This window comes from Butyrivibrio sp., assembly GCF_015056685.1.
Classification (GTDB): domain Bacteria; phylum Bacillota; class Clostridia; order Lachnospirales; family Lachnospiraceae; genus Butyrivibrio.
On record NZ_SVFW01000010.1, the window covers coordinates 74,018 to 90,548 of the forward strand.

The following is a 16,531-nucleotide window of genomic DNA, read 5'->3' on the forward strand; positions in this document are numbered from 1 at the left end:
TTGACCGATATTTTGCGATATATTATAATAACTTTTGTATAACTATGCCCAAATAAGGGGGATATGATAATGGTCTGCAGCATGACAGGTTTTGGCAGAAGTGAGATTACAGAAGGAAATCGCAAGTACATTGTAGAGCTTAAGTCGGTAAATAACCGCTATCTTGATATTAATATCAAGATGCCAAAAAAGTTTAATGCATTTGAGGCTGCAATCCGCAGCGAACTTAAGAACTATATGAAACGTGGTAAGGTTGACGTTTTCATTAGTTATGAGGATTTTTCAGAGTCAGAGACAAAGGTAAAATACAACAAGGCTATAGCACAGGAGTATTATTCCTACCTGAATGAAATGGCAGGTGATTTTGGTCTTGATAATGATGTAAGGATCTCTGTTCTTTCCAGATTCCCGGAAGTTTTTACAATGGAAGAGGAAGAGCTTAATGAAGAGGAAGTATTAAGCGGCCTTATGAAAGCTCTTGCCGGTGCCGGCAAGCAGTTTATGGAGTCAAGAGCTCGAGAAGGCGAGTTCTTATGTAAGGATCTCACAGAGAAACTTGATGGAATGATGGAGAATGTGGAGTATATTGCTGAGCGTTCACCAGAGATCATCAAGGAGTACAAGGACAAGCTTCGTGAGAAGATCCAGGATCTTCTTGAGGATAAGCAGGTTGATGAAAACAGACTTGCGATGGAAGTTACTATTTACGCTGATAAGATTTGCGTAGATGAAGAGATCACAAGACTTCGCAGCCATATCGGAGCTACAAAAGATACCCTTTTAAAAGGGGATGATAAGGATGGCATTGGCAGAAAGCTTGATTTCCTTGCACAGGAGATGAACAGAGAAGCCAATACAATTCTTTCAAAGTCTACAGATCTTAAGATCTCAGACAGAGGAATTGCTCTTAAGACTGATATTGAAAAAGTAAGGGAGCAGATACAAAACATTGAATAAACTCATTCACATTGGATTTGGCAACATTGTTAATGCAGACAAAATAATAAGCATTGTTAGTCCTGATGCTGCGCCGGTTAAGCGCATGGTTCAGAAGGCCCGTGAAGAAGGGAAAAGCGTTGACGCTACCCAGGGGCGCAAGACCAAGGCAGTACTTGTTATGGAAAATGGTATGCTTGTATTATCAGCTCTTTTGCCGGAAACCATATGTAACAGAGCTATATCGGAGAGTGAGAATAGTCAGGATGAAACGTAAGGGAATTATTATTGTTGTTTCAGGGTTCTCAGGAGCAGGAAAGGGAACCATCATGAAAGAGCTGACAAAAAGGTATGATCAGTATGCTCTTTCTATCTCAGCCACAACCAGAAACCCGAGAGAGGGTGAGGAAAACGGCAGAGAGTATTTCTTTATTACTACTGAAGAGTTTGAAAAGCTTATTGCTGAAGACGGCCTTATTGAGCACGCCAAATATGTAAATAACTATTATGGCACTCCAAGGAAATACGTTGAAGAAAAGCTTTCTCAGGGAATTGATGTTATCCTTGAAATTGAGATTCAGGGCGCCCTTCAGATAAAAGAGCAGTACAAAGATGCAGTATTACTTTTTGTAATGCCACCTTCAGCGCAGGTCCTTGAAAAGAGACTTCGTGGCAGAGGAACAGAAACTGATGAAGTTATTGCCAAGCGTTTAGCAAGGGCAAAAGAAGAAGCTGTTGGAATTGAAAAATATGACTACATCGTAGTTAATGATGACCTTGATGAATGTGTTGAAAAGGTTCATGAGATCATCAGTTCAGCTCATAACACTCCTGACAGAAATGCCGATTTTATCAATGAGATGAGAGAACAGCTGGGAAAGTTTTAAATAGTTAAGATCAGAGCTGTAAAAAGCTTTGTTAAATAAACAAATATTATGTGTTGCGTACCACGCAGAAAGGAACATTATGATACATCCTTCATATGTAGATTTAATGAATGTAGTAAACAAAGGGGTTGAGGAAGGCGAAGAGCCAGTTATCAGCTCAAGATATTCAATCGTTATGGCAACATCAAAAAGAGCAAGACAGCTCATTGCCGGTGATGAGCCAATGGTTAAAGTAAAGGACAAGCAGAAGCCTCTTTCAATCGCTGTTGAGGAGATGAACCAGGATACTCTCAGAATCCTTACAGATGAGGAGAAGGCTAAGCTTGAGGAATCAGCTGAAGAAGCAGAAGAGACAGAAAGCACAGAAGAGTAATTTAAAAAAGATATGAAGATATTATTTGTGTCACTTGGTTGTGACAAAAACAGAGTTGATACCGAGGTAATGCTCGGTATGCTCGAAAGTCATGGTTATGACTTTACAGATGACACCGATGAAGCCGAAGCAGCAGTTGTTAACACCTGCTGCTTTATTGGTGATGCGAAAGAGGAAAGTATCAATACTATCCTTGAAATGGCGGAATACAGGAAAAGCGGAAAGTATAAAGCTTTGATTGTTACCGGATGCCTTGGACAGAGGTACCAGGAGGAAATTCAGAAAGAAATTCCTGAAGTAGATGAGATCCTTGGTATTTCATCGATTGATAAGATTGTTCAGGCTCTTGATGAAACCTTAAAGAGAAACGAACTTTTCTCTCACAAGAATTATTTTGATAATGTTAACAAGCTTCAGAGAGGTGGTTACAAGAGAGTGATGACCACCGGAGGAGTTTACAATTACCTTAAAATTGCAGAGGGCTGTGATAAGCGCTGCACCTACTGTATTATTCCATCGATTAGAGGATCTTACAGAAGTATTCCGATGGAGGATATTCTTAAGGATGCCAGAAGTCTGGCAGAGGCAGGTGTCTCTGAGCTTTTGGTAGTTGCGCAGGAGACTACCCTGTATGGAACAGATATCTATGGGGAAAAGAAGCTTCCTGAGCTTTTACATAAGATTTGTGAGATAGATGGTATTAAATGGGTAAGAGTTCTTTATTGCTATCCTGAAGAAATAAATGAAGAACTGATCCAGACTATCAAAAATGAACCAAAGATCTGTCATTATCTAGACCTTCCAATTCAGTCCGGTTCTGATTCTATTCTTAAAAGAATGGGAAGAAGAACAAATAATGCAGAGATAAGAAAACTTGTAAAGCACCTGAGGGAAGAGATCCCTGACATTTGTCTTAGAACAACTCTTATCAGCGGATTCCCTGGAGAAACTGCAAAAGACCACAATGAGACTATGAAACTTGTTGAGGATCTTAGGTTTGACAGACTTGGGGTATTTACATATTCCCAGGAAGAGGATACACCTGCAGCTACTATGCCAGATCAGGTATCAGAGAGAGTTAAGACAACCCGCAGAAATAAGCTTATGAAGCTTCAGCAGAAGATAGCCTTCGAAGGCGCTGATTCCATGGTTGGAAAGACTGTTGATGTTATCATAGAAGGAAAGATCGTTGACGAAGAGGCCAGCAGTCTTGATGGATTTACATATGTAGGAAGGACATATAAAGATGCGCCGGATATTGACGGATACGTATTTGTTTCCGGCGTTCAAAAAGATCTTATGTCCGGAGCAATCTTAAAGGTTCTTATAACAGGTTCTAATGAATATGATTTAGTTGGGGAGGAAGCAGAAACATATGAATTTACCGAATAAGTTGACCGTTGCAAGAGTTATATTGATTCCATTTTTTGTATTCTTTTTATTGTTTGATCCATCTAATGATGCTTTTAAATGGACAGCACTAGCCATATTTATTATCGCGAGTCTTACAGATATGCTTGATGGTAAGATTGCCCGCAAATACAATCTGATCACAGATTTTGGTAAGTTCATGGATCCGCTTGCGGACAAACTTCTTGTTTGTAGTGCAATGATAGGACTTATTGAACTTGGCCGTATCCCTTCATGGATAGTTATCATAATTATTGCCAGAGAGTTTGTTATCAGCGGTTTCAGACTTATTGCAGCAGACAATGGAAGAGTAATAGCTGCAAGCTACTGGGGCAAATTTAAGACAACATTCCAGATGATAATGGTAATACTTATGATTGCCAATATTGATCATCCTGTAATGCATGTTCTTACAACCGTTATTATGTGGGTAGCATTGGCCCTTACGATCATTTCGCTCGTTGATTATCTTGTAAAAAACAAGGACGTTATGAGCGGAGAGGTCTAATTTATTTTAGTTAGTTTTTGTTTATATAGAAATAGGAGTTTTAATGAGTAAAGATTTAGAAAAAAATACTGTTAATGTCGAGGAGGAAAAGGTAAGATACGAGGATTCAGGTCTTGATGAAAAAATATTAAGAGCAGTTTCTGAAATGGGATTTGAGTATATGTCACCAATCCAGAAGGCTGCAATACCTGTAATGCTTGAGGGAAAAGATATAATTGGACAGGCACAGACAGGAACTGGTAAGACTGCCGCATTTGGTATTCCACTTTTGCAGCAGGTTGACCCTGCAAATAAGCATTTGCAGGCTGTTGTACTGTGTCCTACAAGAGAGCTTGCTATGCAGGCTGCTGATGATATAAGAGATTTTGCTAAGTATATGTTTGGCATAAAAGTCCTTGCTGTTTATGGCGGACAGGATATTTCAAGACAGATAAAGGCTTTATCTGCAGGAGTTCAGATCGTAGTTGGAACTCCGGGACGAGTAATGGATCACATGCGCAGACATACTATGAAGATGAAGGATGTAAAGGTTCTTGTCCTTGATGAAGCAGATGAGATGCTTGATATGGGATTCAGGGATGATATCGAGACTATCCTTCAGGGAATGCCTGAAGAGAGACAGACAGCTCTTTTCTCTGCTACAATGCCTGAAGCAATACTTCAGATCACAAAGAAGTATCAGAAAGAAGATGCTGAGTACATAAAAATGACTCCAAAGGAGATCACTGTAGCAGCTATAGAGCAGAGCTATTACAGAGTACCTCAGAAGTCAAAAGAAGAAGTCCTTGTAAGACTTATGGATTATTACAATCCTTCAAGATCACTTATTTTCTGTAACACAAAAAGAATGGTTGATCAGCTTGCTGAAAGCCTTAAGGGCAAGGGATACCAAGCTGATGGACTTCATGGTGATCTTTCACAGAACCAGCGTGACACCGTAATGAACTTATTTAGAAGTGGAAGGATCAATATCCTTATAGCAACTGACGTTGCTGCAAGAGGAATTGACGTAAGCGGTGTAGAAGCTGTATTTAACTTTGATATTCCAGAAGATATAGAGTATTACGTTCACAGAATCGGACGTACAGGTCGTGCCGGCAGAAGCGGACAGTCCTTTACTCTTGTCGGCGGAAGAGAGATGTACAAACTCAGAGAGATCGAGAAAGTTTGTCATACAAAGATTGAGGAAAGAAAAGTACCGTCAGCAAAAGAGATTACAAGAGTTAAGTCTCAGAAGGTATTTGCTGAAGTTATAGATATTATTGAAAACGGAGATATTTCATCTGCACTTGAATTTGTAAATCAGAAGGTTGAAGAAGGTGAGTATACTGCAGAACAGCTTGCAGCCGGATTTATGAAGCTCAAGATGGGTGCAGATATTGAAGACCTTGTATTTGATTTTGGACACAGACGTGGCGAAAGGGACAAGGACAGAGGAAAAGGCGGTTTTGGTCGTGGAAGACGTGATGGCCGTGATGGCAGAATGAACCGCGAAGGCCGTGATGGTCGTGACGGACGTAAGTTTAAGTCCGACAAAGACGACAAAAAGGGCAGAAAGTTCGATAAGAAAAAAGCAGCCTCTAAGGATGACTATCTTTTTGAAAAACCAAAAAGAAGAAACAAGTCAAAGGATGAAGGGGCTCGCAAATCATCTATAGACGAGGCTCTTGTAGAGAGCATCAAAAAGGATAGAAAAAAGACTTCTGATAAAGCTCAGGCTTCAAGAGCAGCAAGACCTGAGAGAAAGCACTCAGCCAGGGGAAATGCTGAGTTTGAAAATGTTGGACGTCTCAACATAAAAGGTGAGGAGTCAACAAAAGCATGGTATGTTGGAGAAGACAGCAATACTATGAATGTATCAAGGTCTGAAAAGAAGCATATCAAAGCTGAAAACAAGAAGAGAAGTATTGATTATTTACAGGATGTTAGTGACTTTGTCATGGAAAGCTTTGGTAAGCGCAGAAAGTAAAAGGGGGATGGGAAATGGTTACTAAGGTGAAGATAAACCGTGTTAGAGCGAAGATTTTTAATATGGTTAGCACTGGAGTAATTGATGAGCCCATAAACAAGTTTTACGATTTTTTGAGTATCGTAGCGCTTGTTCTCAATCTTTTTGCTGCATTTGCAATAACATTTGATTATATGGAGGAGCACTATAAAGGGCTCCTCCTTGCTATTGAAGCAGTTACAACTTTTTTCTTTGCAGTAGATTATTTGCTGCGTCTTATATCATCAGCTGAACTATACCCAAAACTATCAGAGCCTAAGGCGGCACTCAGATACATTTTTTCAATGGCAGGAATTATAGATCTTTTATCATTTCTACCGTATTATCTGCCTGTGTTTTTCCCTGCGGGTGGAACAGTGTTCAGGCTCTTTAGAGTTGCAAGGATTCTCAGACTTTTCAGGATAAATTCCTATTATGATCAGCTCAATGTTATTACCGAGATCATTGTTTCAAAGAGTCAGCAGCTTCTTGCATCTGTTTTTATCATCTTGATATTGATGATGGCATCAAGCCTTTGCATGTATAGTGTAGAACATGAAGCACAGCCGGATGTTTTTCAAAATGCATTTTCAGGTATCTGGTGGTCTGCATCAACACTTCTTACTGTAGGATATGGTGATATTTACCCGGTTACAATAATGGGTAAGATTCTTGGAATAATAATCAGTTTTCTTGGTGTTGGAATGGTTGCTATTCCTACAGGTATTATTTCTGCCGGCTTTGTCGAACAATACCAGAGACTAAAGACTGTGGGAGAATTTGCAGAAGAGGAAAATATACATTTTATAAGGGTCAGGCTATCTGAAAATGATAAATGGTCTGGTAAGAAGATCATGGAAATTGGAATTCCAAAGGATGCAATGATAGTTGCCGTTCAAAGAGGGAAGGAAACTCTGATCCCACGTGGCTCTACAGTATTGAAAACCGGTGACATTATTGTTATGTGCGCCGAGAAGAGCAAGGATATTCAGCCAATTGAGCTAAAAGAAATAACTATAAATGAAGGACATTCATGGAATGGTATGGCTATAAGAGACATAGATATTTCAAGACAGAGTTATATCTTTATGATTCGAAGACGTGGCAAGGCGATCATTCCAAAGGGTAGCCTTGTGATAAGAGCAGGGGATATAGTTCTTTTATATGAGAAGCACGTTAATAATGAGAATGTGTAAATAAATGACCAAAACTTAACAGTAACAGCGTGAAAACTGAGAGAATAATATGAACGAGACTGATATATTAAAAGGTATAGATCTTTTTGTCCTTGATATGGATGGGACTTTTTACTTGGGAAACAATATTATTGATGGATCTTTAGAGTTTTTGGAAGCGGTAAAAAAAGCCGGCAAAAGCTATATGTTTTTTACCAATAATTCATCTACAAATTCTGATAAATATATAGAGAAACTTGCAGGTATGAATTGCTTTATTAAAAAAGATCAGATCATGACATCGGGTGATGTTATGATAAGATTTTTGAAGAGTAATTATGACGGAAAGAGCGTATACCTGCTTGGGACAAAGCCCTTGGAAGATAGCTTTTTAGAGGTGGGGATCGAGCTTTTTAACCGCGACAATGAGGATGCTCTTGAGCCTGATAATCTTGATAAAAGGCCGGATATTGTGGTGGTTGGTTTTGATAAAACACTGGATTTCAGAAAGCTTTCCAATGCCTGTACTTATATCAGGGAGGGAGCGCTTTTTCTGGCTACTCATCTGGATATTAATTGTCCTATGCCAAACGGCTTTATTCCTGATTGCGGAGCTATTTGCAAGGCTATTGAACTTTCTACCGGTAAACAGCCAAGATTTGTTGGTAAGCCATTTAAAGAAACTGTAGATATGATAGTTGATGCAACAAGGGTTCCAAAAGAGAAGATAGCTTTTGTTGGAGACAGAATTTATACGGATGTAGCCACAGGAGTTAATAATGGAGCTAAAGGAATACTGGTCCTGACAGGAGAATGCCAGTTATCAGATGTTGAGAATTCTGATGTTAAGCCCGATGCAATTTTTGAGTCTATATATGAAATGGGGAAGCTGCTTCAATAGATAAATATTATATTTGGGAAATATATGTAATAGTTTTTGAGAGGAATACTTGTATGGGAAAGACAATTAGTAAGGGAATGTTTGGGCTGTTTTTTGAGGATATAAATTATGGCCTTGATGGGGGACTTCACGCAGAAATGCTTGAGAACCGCAGTTTTGAATTTTTGGAGGCACATGGACATAAGTGCAATTACTACCAGAAAGGCGCTTATCTCTATGGATGGAACGCATATCCATTTGCCCCAAAATCAGAGATAGAAGTATCAGATAAAGAGCCTCTTAACCAGGTTAATCCGCATTATCTTGTACTTAAAACAAACGAGGACAATGCCGGTTTTTCTAACAAAGCATATGATGGAATATTCCTTACTGCAGGAAAGTCTGCTAGTGTAAGCTTTTATGCGAAGGTAAAAGAAGAAAAGACAGTAACTGTAAATATCTTTTCACAGGGAGGAAAGAAACTTTGCCACTCTGAGGAAATTACTCTTTCCGGAGCTGATTGGAAAAAATATGAGACAAAGATAACAGCCAAAAAGGATATAGAGAGAGGTGTGTTCGTTGTTCTTTTAAAAGAAAAAGGAGATGCTTTCTTTGATCAGTTCAGAATGTATCCTGAAGATGCTGTTCTTGGACTTTTCAGAAAAGATCTGTGTGAGCTTTTAAAGGATCTTAAACCTGGATTTATGAGATTTCCTGGAGGATGTGTTGTAGAAGGAAATGAGCTTTCTAACAGATATCAGTGGAAGCTTACTGTCGGCCCATCTGAAGAGAGGAAAGCCAATTGGAATAGATGGGCAGTTCATGGAAATGATGATGATAAGGGAAACAAAGATCTCGGTGATTTCCCATATTATAACCAGACTCTTGGAATTGGTTTTTACGAGTATTTCCTTTTATGCGAATACCTTGGCTGTGAGCCACTTCCTGTAATGAATGTTGGACTTGCATGCCAGTATCAGTCTGATCAGCTTATTGACAGCTCTGCTCCTGAATTTATGGAATATGTTAATGATGTGCTTGATCTTATTGAGTTTGCCAATGGCGATACTTCTACCAAGTGGGGATCACTTCGCGCTAAGATGGGGCATCCCGAAAGCTTTGGACTTAAGTTTATCGGAATAGGAAATGAGCAGTGGGAGACCAAGAAAATCGATTTCTTCCACAGATATGACGTATTTGAGAAGGCTATTCATGATAAATATCCTGATATAAAGTGTTGTGGAAGTGCCGGACCTGACGTGACATCAGACCATTACAGGGAGGCTTGGGATAATTTCTCTCCAAAAATGAAGGCTAAGTCTGACTACAGTTATGCCGTTGATGAGCATTACTACGTATCTGATGAGTGGCTCTATGACAATGTCCACATGTATGATTATTATGACAGACACAGAAAAGTGTTTGCCGGCGAGTATGCATGCCACATAAATCCCGACAGGGCTCCTGAAAAGAGAAACAGTTTTGGAGCAGCTCTTGCTGAAGCAGCATTCATGACTGGTCTTGAGAAGAACGCAGATGTAGTACTTATGGCTTCATACGCACCTTTATTTGCCCGACTTGGATATACCCAGTGGCAGCCTGACCTCATTTGGTTTGACGGGAATACTTCTTATGGAACCCCAAGCTACTATGTTCAGAAGATATATTCAAACTTCACAGGAACAGAGCTTATAGATGTAGACTTTGATGACCTCGAGAAGGATAGAGTATATGTGACTGCATCAAAAGATGACGAGCATGTATATGTAAAGATAATCAACGCCGGAGCAAAAGATGTTGATATTGATCTTTCAAAGATATTGGTTTATGGAAAGCCTTTAGTTAATGGAATAATTCCAGAATTGCAACTATATACCATGAAAGGCAATGCTGATGACTGCAACAGCATCGAGCAGCCACAGAAAGTTGCACTGGTTTCAAACAAAGTTTCTATAGACAGTATTTATGAGTCTGTGTCCAATTCTATTGCAGTTATTGTATTATGAAGCAAAGATGTTATCGCAATGAACAGCAAATTTAATTGATAAAAGCCCTGATGAGCGAAAGATAAATCGCTCATCAGGGCTTTTATTTACTTAAATTTGCGTCCTCACCACAAAACCTTCCGCGTAGCCATTCCCTAATTACTTTCCGAGGATTTCGTGAACAGCTGCTTTGATGCTTTCGTCTTTTGCATTTGCATCAAAGTACTCAAGGAAATGTTCTCCTGAAAGAGCACCCTTTACAAGTTCCTGATCGAGATTTTTAAGGATTGAAGGAACATCCTGAACATAAGTTACTTTCTTAACTTCATCAAGGATCTTCTTGTTTCTCTGCTCTGGAACAGCTCTTTCTCTAGGATATCCCTGACCGCTTTCTTCGCAGAAAAGCTTCTCAAAGATGTATTCAAGATTAAGCTCAGCGCCCCAACCTGACTTAAGTGCAAAGTTAATTGAGATGGCATTTCCATCATTGATCTGTGCGAATGTGTATGCATCAAGTGGATCAGTTACATGTCCGCAGATAACTCCAGGGAAGCTGTTGCATGCAAGCATAGCGCCTTCACCTGTTCCACATCCTGTTACTACATAGTCAACAGCACCTGAGTTAAGAAGTACACATGCAAGGATACCATTCTGAACATATGTCAGCTGTGCCTTGTCTTCAGCTGAATACATTCCGTAGTTGAATACTTCAAAACCATGCTTGTCAGCAACTTTTTTTAATGAATTGTAGATCATTTCATTCTTTGCAGCCTGGCTGTTTTCATTGATAAGTGCAATTTTCATTTTTTAATTCCTTTCTTTATTTCAATAGTTTTACTATTTGTTTATTGCCCGATACTTCTATTTTAAATGCATTAAATAATTGCGTCTATGAATTTCAAATCTTTGTATTATTTTTGCAATATTTTAGTCAAAGTATTTTGTTATAAATGCTGTCTTTAGATATATTATTTTTCATGTTATACTATTGTTTGTTTTTAGTTTATAAATTTTTAATATTTGAAAGAGAAGGAACTAAATTGAGTTACAAGAGAAGTAAAGCCGGTAATCTGTCCGGATATAAATATAAAAAACGTCGCAGAAAAAGATTAGACATGAAGAAAATCGCTATTGTAGCGGCTTCTACAGCTCTTTTGCTGGTAGGAGGATATTTCATTTACTTGCATCTCCCATTTGTAAAGGTAAATAAGGCAATAGCAGCAGGGGATAAATATACAGAAAATGCAGATTACGAAGCTGCAATTGAATCCTACACTAAGGCTATTGATATCGATTCAAAATCTGTTAAGGCATATGCCAATCTTGCAGGCGCTTATCTTAGCATAGATGATTCACAAAGTGCCAAGGATACTCTTTATTCAGGCTGGGAAAACACTAATAACGAAGCTCTTTTGGATAATTATCATATAATTATTCTTAATGAATCTGTTACAGCCATGAATGAGGAAAAAGCAGATCTTGATACAGTAAAGGCTATTTTATCAGTGCTTGTTGATGACAATAATAGTGAAGAAGCACTTAAAATTCTCGACGCAGCATCAGAAAGGTGCTTTGAATCAAGCTATGGAGAAGATGCGGATTCCCTTTTCAGATCTGATAATTCAAACTATTCTGAGTACGAAGAGATGATAAGGTCTATGCTTTCTGTATATCAGAATGCGCCAAGTGATGAACTTAAGAAGGTTATTTTATCTTTTGTGACTCCTAACATCAGCTCTTTTTCACTGAATTTGGAAGATGCTCTGAAATATAAAACTCTTATTTCTGATGTCACTTCTGTGCTCGGGTCATCAGATGAGATCGATAGTTTTACAGAGTGCCTGGATAATTCTCAGGAAGTTCTTTCTGTATTTTCTGGTATCTTCGAACAGCTTGATGTTGGAAACGTAGATGAACTGCGTAATTTTGTTGTTTCTGATGAGTACATTTCACTAAGGGATGTATTCCTTAACAAGCAGGAGACTCCACTTGAAAATACAACATATGTTCCTATTAGCAGAGAGGGCATAGTGCTTAATTGTAATGAAGATAAATGGAGCTATCACTTCTTTGACTTTGATGAGAATCCATCAACTTCCGGAGTTATAACTCTTTGGGCTAACTTTTTTGAAGATGACGGAGTGCAGAGGGCTTCAATCTCTTACGAGCCTGCAGCTATAGACAATAATCTGTATCCACATACTCAGTATTCTGTCACCTATTTGTACAGCTACATTACTTCTGGCAATTCAACCAAGGTTGCAAAGATGAACTACAGATTAGATACTACTATTACCTATGAAGACGGCACTATCGATGAAACTATTGTAGGTGACTGGGGCGGTGCCAATGAGTGGGTTATGGATATAGACACTATCGAATCCAGGATAAAAGCATGAGCAGTGAGATAAAAGATGGAAAATGTGTGATCATTTCTGCAGGAGACTTTTATCCTGTCGAGATTGATCTTGAAGAAGGCGATTTTTGTATTGCATGTGATGCGGGATTTCTGCATGCAAGGAACGTGGGCGTTTTACCAGACCTTATTGTTGGTGATTTTGATTCCCTTTCCGAGCAGGGGGAAATGGCAATCAGAGATCTCATGGAAATAGAAGAAAATGACCCTGACAGGATTGTGCGCCTTAATGTAAAAAAAGACGACACTGACACTATAATGGCGGTTAAGATTGGACTTGAGAAGGGCTATCGCAAATTCTTTTTATATGGTGCTCTGGGCGGAAAAAGAGTTGATCACACGATCGCAAATATACAGACACTAAATTTTATAAGAAAACATGGCGCTAAGGGCTATATCATGGAACATGATAAGATGCTTTTGGTGGCGCATAATGAAACAGTAAAATTCCATAGGGGCAATAGCGGCTATATATCAGTGTTTTCGCTTTCTGACATCTCAAAAGGTGTTACAATCAAAGGACTGATGTATAATTTGGAGAGAGGGACACTTACTAATGACTTCCCTCTTGGAGTAAGCAATGAATTTATCATCGATGAGGAGGCAGAGATAACTGTAGAAGAGGGGACTCTACTTATCACAGTGTATTTCTCTGATGAGATATGATTTGTTTTTTAGCAAAAAGACTAATTGAAAACTATGATCAGGTTCAGGATCCGGGCGTAAGGCAACGCTATGGCATCATTAGTGGTGCCATGGGCATTGCCTTTAATATTTTTCTTTTTATCATAAAGCTTATGGCAGGAATTATCAGTGGATCGATTTCAATCCTGGGCGATGCATTTAATAATCTGTCAGATGCAGCTTCTTCCATAGTGACTTTGATTGGCTTTAAGCTTTCCGGCCAGGAAGCTGACGAAGAGCATCCTTTTGGCCATGGCAGACTTGAATACATTGCAGGACTTATAGTGTCTTTGCTTATAATCCTTACCGGTGTGGAACTTTTTCAACAATCTTTGAACAGGATCCTTAATCCTGGTGAAGTCGATTTTAATTATTATATCGCTGTAATTCTTATTATCTCAATTCTTATAAAGCTCATTATGTTTCAGAGCAATCTTTCAGCTTCTAAGCTGATTGGAAGTGCTACTTTAAAATCTGTTGCTGTAGACAGTATCTCTGATGTTGTAACTACTTCCATAGTTTTAATTTCCGCTTTGATCAATTTCTTTTTAAAATTTAATATCGATGGATTTGCCGGTATTTTAGTTGCAATTCTTATTATCAGATCAGGCTGGGATGCGGCAAGAGATACTATAAATCCGCTTCTTGGAGAACCGCCAAGCAAAGAGTTTTTAAAAGATGTGTCCGAAACTGTTAATTCATATGAAGGTGTACTTGGGGTTCACGACATAACTATTCATAATTATGGACCCACAAGAATTTTCATGTCTCTACATGTGGAAGTTCCATCTAACAGGGATCTGGTTTCAGTGCATGACATGATAGACTCCATAGAAAATGAGCTTCATCAGAAGTATCATTGCATAGCAGTCATACATATGGACCCTGTCGTTGAAGGCGACGTTGAAACAGATGAACTTAAGAAAAAGATAAGCCAGGCTCTTTATCAGCTGGATCCAAAGCTTTCTTTTCATGATTTTAGGATTACCCATAGTGAGGATGATAGAAAGACACTTAAGTTCGATGTGGTCGTTCCATATAATTATGCGTTATCTGACACTTTTATAATTGATTATCTAAAAAGGTATTCTTTGATCAAAGGTGTTATGGAGTGCGATATCACTGTTGATAAAGAAAAAAGAGCTGAGAAGTAATTACTGGGGAGTATGTGTATGAAATTTAAGTGGGCTGAAGGAATAAAGGAAAAGTTTGTTAATGTAGTAAGAGAGTACCTGTTCTCAATATCAGTTTTTTTGATAGCGACTGTATTATGGACAATACAGGGTGATGGTTTTTCTGATTTATATGTCATAAAAACGATAATTCCATTTTGGAAATTACTATTATATGGAATGACACCTGGAATTCTTTTATGTGAAACAATCTATCACTATCATGGCTATTCTGACAAAAAGAAAACGATTCTTTATGCAGTCATTATTCCCATCTCAATTGTAATTTCGTATTATTATGCATGGGTAAATATTTTGCTTGATACAAAGCTTAAGGAAAATACTGAAAGGGTAGACTTTTTCACTGAAACATCTTTTGAAATCTTTGTATGTTACCTTGTAACAGTTTTAGGCCTTGCTGTTTATTTCATTTATAAAAGATCCGGTGAACGCTTTGAAACATATGTGGCCAAAGCTTTTTGCGGGTTAATGAAAGCTCTTTTGGTTTGTGGGATCATGGATCTTGGAGTTTTACTGGTACTTTTGATCTTTGATGTGCTTATTATTGATACTTCATCTATTGATCTTATAATGAGAAGCGAAATAATGCTGGTAGGACTTGTGAATTATCCATGCGTCCTTATGGGCGTTTCTAAAACAGAGGGTGATTTTTCAAAGTTTTCTAAAGTTGTTCTCTCGTATATATTTACAGGACTTCTTGCAGTTGCCTTTTTTATAATCTATCTCTATATATTTAAAATCATATTCACATGGCAGTTTCCTAAAAACCAGGTATTTGCTATACTTACCGCTTTGTTTTCATGTGGAATCATTATTTGGACAATGGCAAGTGGATGCTGTCAGGATAGATTTTTAAAACCAATAAAGATTATGCCCTTTTTGTTCATTCCATTTATTGTGCTTCAGATCATGTGCCTGTATATGAGAGTGGCAGATTATGGCTTCACCAGATCAAGATACTTCGGACTTGCATTTATTGTTTTTGAAGTTATGTATTTTGTTATGTACTGCATTGATTTCTTTGGAACAAAAGATATTACGTTCAGCCTTATATTTATGGTAATTGCCATGACCTTTATTGTTCTTGTTGTGCCATTTACTAATTATAAGAGCGTTGTATTATTGTCTCAAAAGAGCAGGATCGAAAAGTACTTTGCTGCTGTATCAAATGGAGAAGATTTTGAGAAAAATGTAGCTCATGAAGCATATAAGACCATAATGAGAGAAGGCGGGTATGAAGGAAATAAATACCTTGACAATACTTATACTAAAGAACAGCTTGATGAATTAAAGAATGGTTCAGCAGATGATTATGAATCTGATACATTCTACATATATGCATACAAGCATCTGGATTATTTGAATATAGAAGGATATAAAGAGATATGCTTTGTTGATTCTGATATCTATGATAATAATACAGATCGTGTAAAGCTTGAAACAGAAAATGGCAGCTATATAGGAACGGCTGATCTTAGCGAGATAATTGACAAACTCATTGATCTGGAAAAGGCAGATATACATGATGATGACAGAAAAAATGAGGTAATCTCTCAAAAAGTGAGCGTTTCTCCGCAAGGAGAGTTTATCATAACTGAAATCAATGGATCGGGAGAGTTTGGAACTGAAAACACGATAAATTCTGTAGATGTTAAAGGTTATGTCCTCAGATGAATTAATGGTATTTTGAACCTCTGTAAACGAATATAAATTTTTTGAAAAAAATTGAAATTTGTTGTTGACACTTAAGTACCTCAGTGATATATTTATATTCGTTGCTGATGCAGCCACGAAACACAAGACACTGCAAATGCAGCACTGGAGCGGATTTTAAGCTCCTGCACCTTGACAAATAAACAGTAATGCAACCCTGAAAAATTCCAAAAAGCAATGAGCATTGCGGAATCAGGAAAGCAGAAATCGAATGAGCTTGCTCAATGAGATTTATGATTGACTGATTACATTTTGCGAATGCAAAAGCTTGGGAATTACGAAGTAATTCGCAAGACCAATGCTCAAGAGAGAATTTATTCAGAACAAAGATTTAGTAAATAACGGACAGAACAAAAGCCAAGCTTAGTTCTAGCCTGATCAAAC

Annotated in this window: 15 protein-coding genes; 14 read left to right on the forward strand and 1 reads right to left on the reverse strand. The window is 38.1% G+C overall.

Annotated elements, in window-relative coordinates; translation table 11 throughout:
* Nucleotides 1-69 precede the first annotated feature (69 nt).
* The 10 genes from E7303_RS05265 to E7303_RS05310 all read left to right on the forward strand — a co-directional run bounded on the left by E7303_RS05265 (nucleotide 70) and on the right by E7303_RS05310 (nucleotide 10,162).
* On the forward strand, nucleotides 70-957 hold the full coding sequence (locus tag E7303_RS05265; RefSeq protein ID WP_022775503.1) for a YicC/YloC family endoribonuclease: 888 nt from the start codon (nucleotides 70-72) through the stop codon (nucleotides 955-957).
* Nucleotides 950-1,213 carry a DUF370 domain-containing protein gene (locus tag E7303_RS05270; RefSeq protein WP_022775502.1) on the forward strand — a complete coding sequence of 88 codons (264 nt, stop codon included), beginning with the start codon at nucleotides 950-952 and terminating at the stop codon, nucleotides 1,211-1,213. The genes E7303_RS05265 and E7303_RS05270 overlap by 8 nt, the downstream gene beginning before the upstream one ends.
* Complete coding sequence (gene gmk, locus E7303_RS05275; protein WP_292144179.1) at nucleotides 1,203-1,823, forward strand: guanylate kinase; 621 nt, start codon at nucleotides 1,203-1,205, stop codon at nucleotides 1,821-1,823. The genes E7303_RS05270 and gmk overlap by 11 nt, the downstream gene beginning before the upstream one ends.
* A 79-nt stretch (nucleotides 1,824-1,902) precedes the next feature.
* The gene (gene rpoZ / locus E7303_RS05280) at nucleotides 1,903-2,196 is read left to right on the forward strand and encodes a DNA-directed RNA polymerase subunit omega (protein ID WP_292144180.1); all 294 of its coding nucleotides are present in this window, start codon (nucleotides 1,903-1,905) and stop codon (nucleotides 2,194-2,196) included.
* Between the two features lie 12 nt (nucleotides 2,197-2,208).
* Nucleotides 2,209-3,588, forward strand: coding sequence for a 30S ribosomal protein S12 methylthiotransferase RimO (rimO, locus tag E7303_RS05285; RefSeq protein WP_292144181.1), 1,380 nt, complete (start codon nucleotides 2,209-2,211; stop codon nucleotides 3,586-3,588).
* Nucleotides 3,572-4,114, forward strand: coding sequence for a CDP-diacylglycerol--glycerol-3-phosphate 3-phosphatidyltransferase (gene pgsA / locus E7303_RS05290; RefSeq protein WP_022775497.1), 543 nt, complete (start codon nucleotides 3,572-3,574; stop codon nucleotides 4,112-4,114). The genes rimO and pgsA overlap by 17 nt, the downstream gene beginning before the upstream one ends.
* A gap of 43 nt (nucleotides 4,115-4,157) precedes the next feature.
* Complete coding sequence (locus tag E7303_RS05295) at nucleotides 4,158-6,083, forward strand: DEAD/DEAH box helicase (protein ID WP_292144182.1); 1,926 nt, start codon at nucleotides 4,158-4,160, stop codon at nucleotides 6,081-6,083.
* Between the two features lie 14 nt (nucleotides 6,084-6,097).
* Nucleotides 6,098-7,297: an ion transporter gene (locus E7303_RS18055; RefSeq protein ID WP_292144183.1), complete on the forward strand. Its 1,200-nt coding sequence runs from the start codon at nucleotides 6,098-6,100 to the stop codon at nucleotides 7,295-7,297.
* Nucleotides 7,298-7,346: 49 nt separating this feature from the next.
* Nucleotides 7,347-8,177, forward strand: coding sequence for an HAD-IIA family hydrolase (locus E7303_RS05305; RefSeq protein WP_292144184.1), 831 nt, complete (start codon nucleotides 7,347-7,349; stop codon nucleotides 8,175-8,177).
* Between the two features lie 53 nt (nucleotides 8,178-8,230).
* Nucleotides 8,231-10,162 (forward strand): alpha-L-arabinofuranosidase C-terminal domain-containing protein, encoded by a 1,932-nt coding sequence (locus tag E7303_RS05310; protein ID WP_292144185.1) that lies wholly within the window; start codon nucleotides 8,231-8,233, stop codon nucleotides 10,160-10,162.
* A gap of 138 nt (nucleotides 10,163-10,300) precedes the next feature.
* Here E7303_RS05310 and E7303_RS05315 read toward each other — a convergent pair whose 3' ends face one another.
* Nucleotides 10,301-10,945, reverse strand: coding sequence for an RpiB/LacA/LacB family sugar-phosphate isomerase (locus E7303_RS05315; RefSeq protein WP_292144186.1), 645 nt, complete (start codon nucleotides 10,943-10,945; stop codon nucleotides 10,301-10,303).
* Nucleotides 10,946-11,181: 236 nt separating this feature from the next.
* Between E7303_RS05315 and E7303_RS05320 the strand changes: the two genes are divergently transcribed.
* From E7303_RS05320 to E7303_RS05335, 4 genes are read left to right on the forward strand one after another with little or no spacing between them, the layout of a single operon-like run.
* Nucleotides 11,182-12,540: a tetratricopeptide repeat protein gene (locus E7303_RS05320; RefSeq protein ID WP_292144187.1), complete on the forward strand. Its 1,359-nt coding sequence runs from the start codon at nucleotides 11,182-11,184 to the stop codon at nucleotides 12,538-12,540.
* Nucleotides 12,537-13,223, forward strand: coding sequence for a thiamine diphosphokinase (locus E7303_RS05325; protein ID WP_292144188.1), 687 nt, complete (start codon nucleotides 12,537-12,539; stop codon nucleotides 13,221-13,223). Before E7303_RS05320 ends, E7303_RS05325 begins: the two co-directional genes overlap by 4 nt.
* Nucleotides 13,220-14,395: a cation diffusion facilitator family transporter gene (locus tag E7303_RS05330; protein WP_292144189.1), complete on the forward strand. Its 1,176-nt coding sequence runs from the start codon at nucleotides 13,220-13,222 to the stop codon at nucleotides 14,393-14,395. Before E7303_RS05325 ends, E7303_RS05330 begins: the two co-directional genes overlap by 4 nt.
* Nucleotides 14,396-14,413: 18 nt before the next feature.
* Complete coding sequence (locus E7303_RS05335) at nucleotides 14,414-16,108, forward strand: DUF4153 domain-containing protein (RefSeq protein WP_292144190.1); 1,695 nt, start codon at nucleotides 14,414-14,416, stop codon at nucleotides 16,106-16,108.
* Nucleotides 16,109-16,531: the final 423 nt, after the last annotated feature.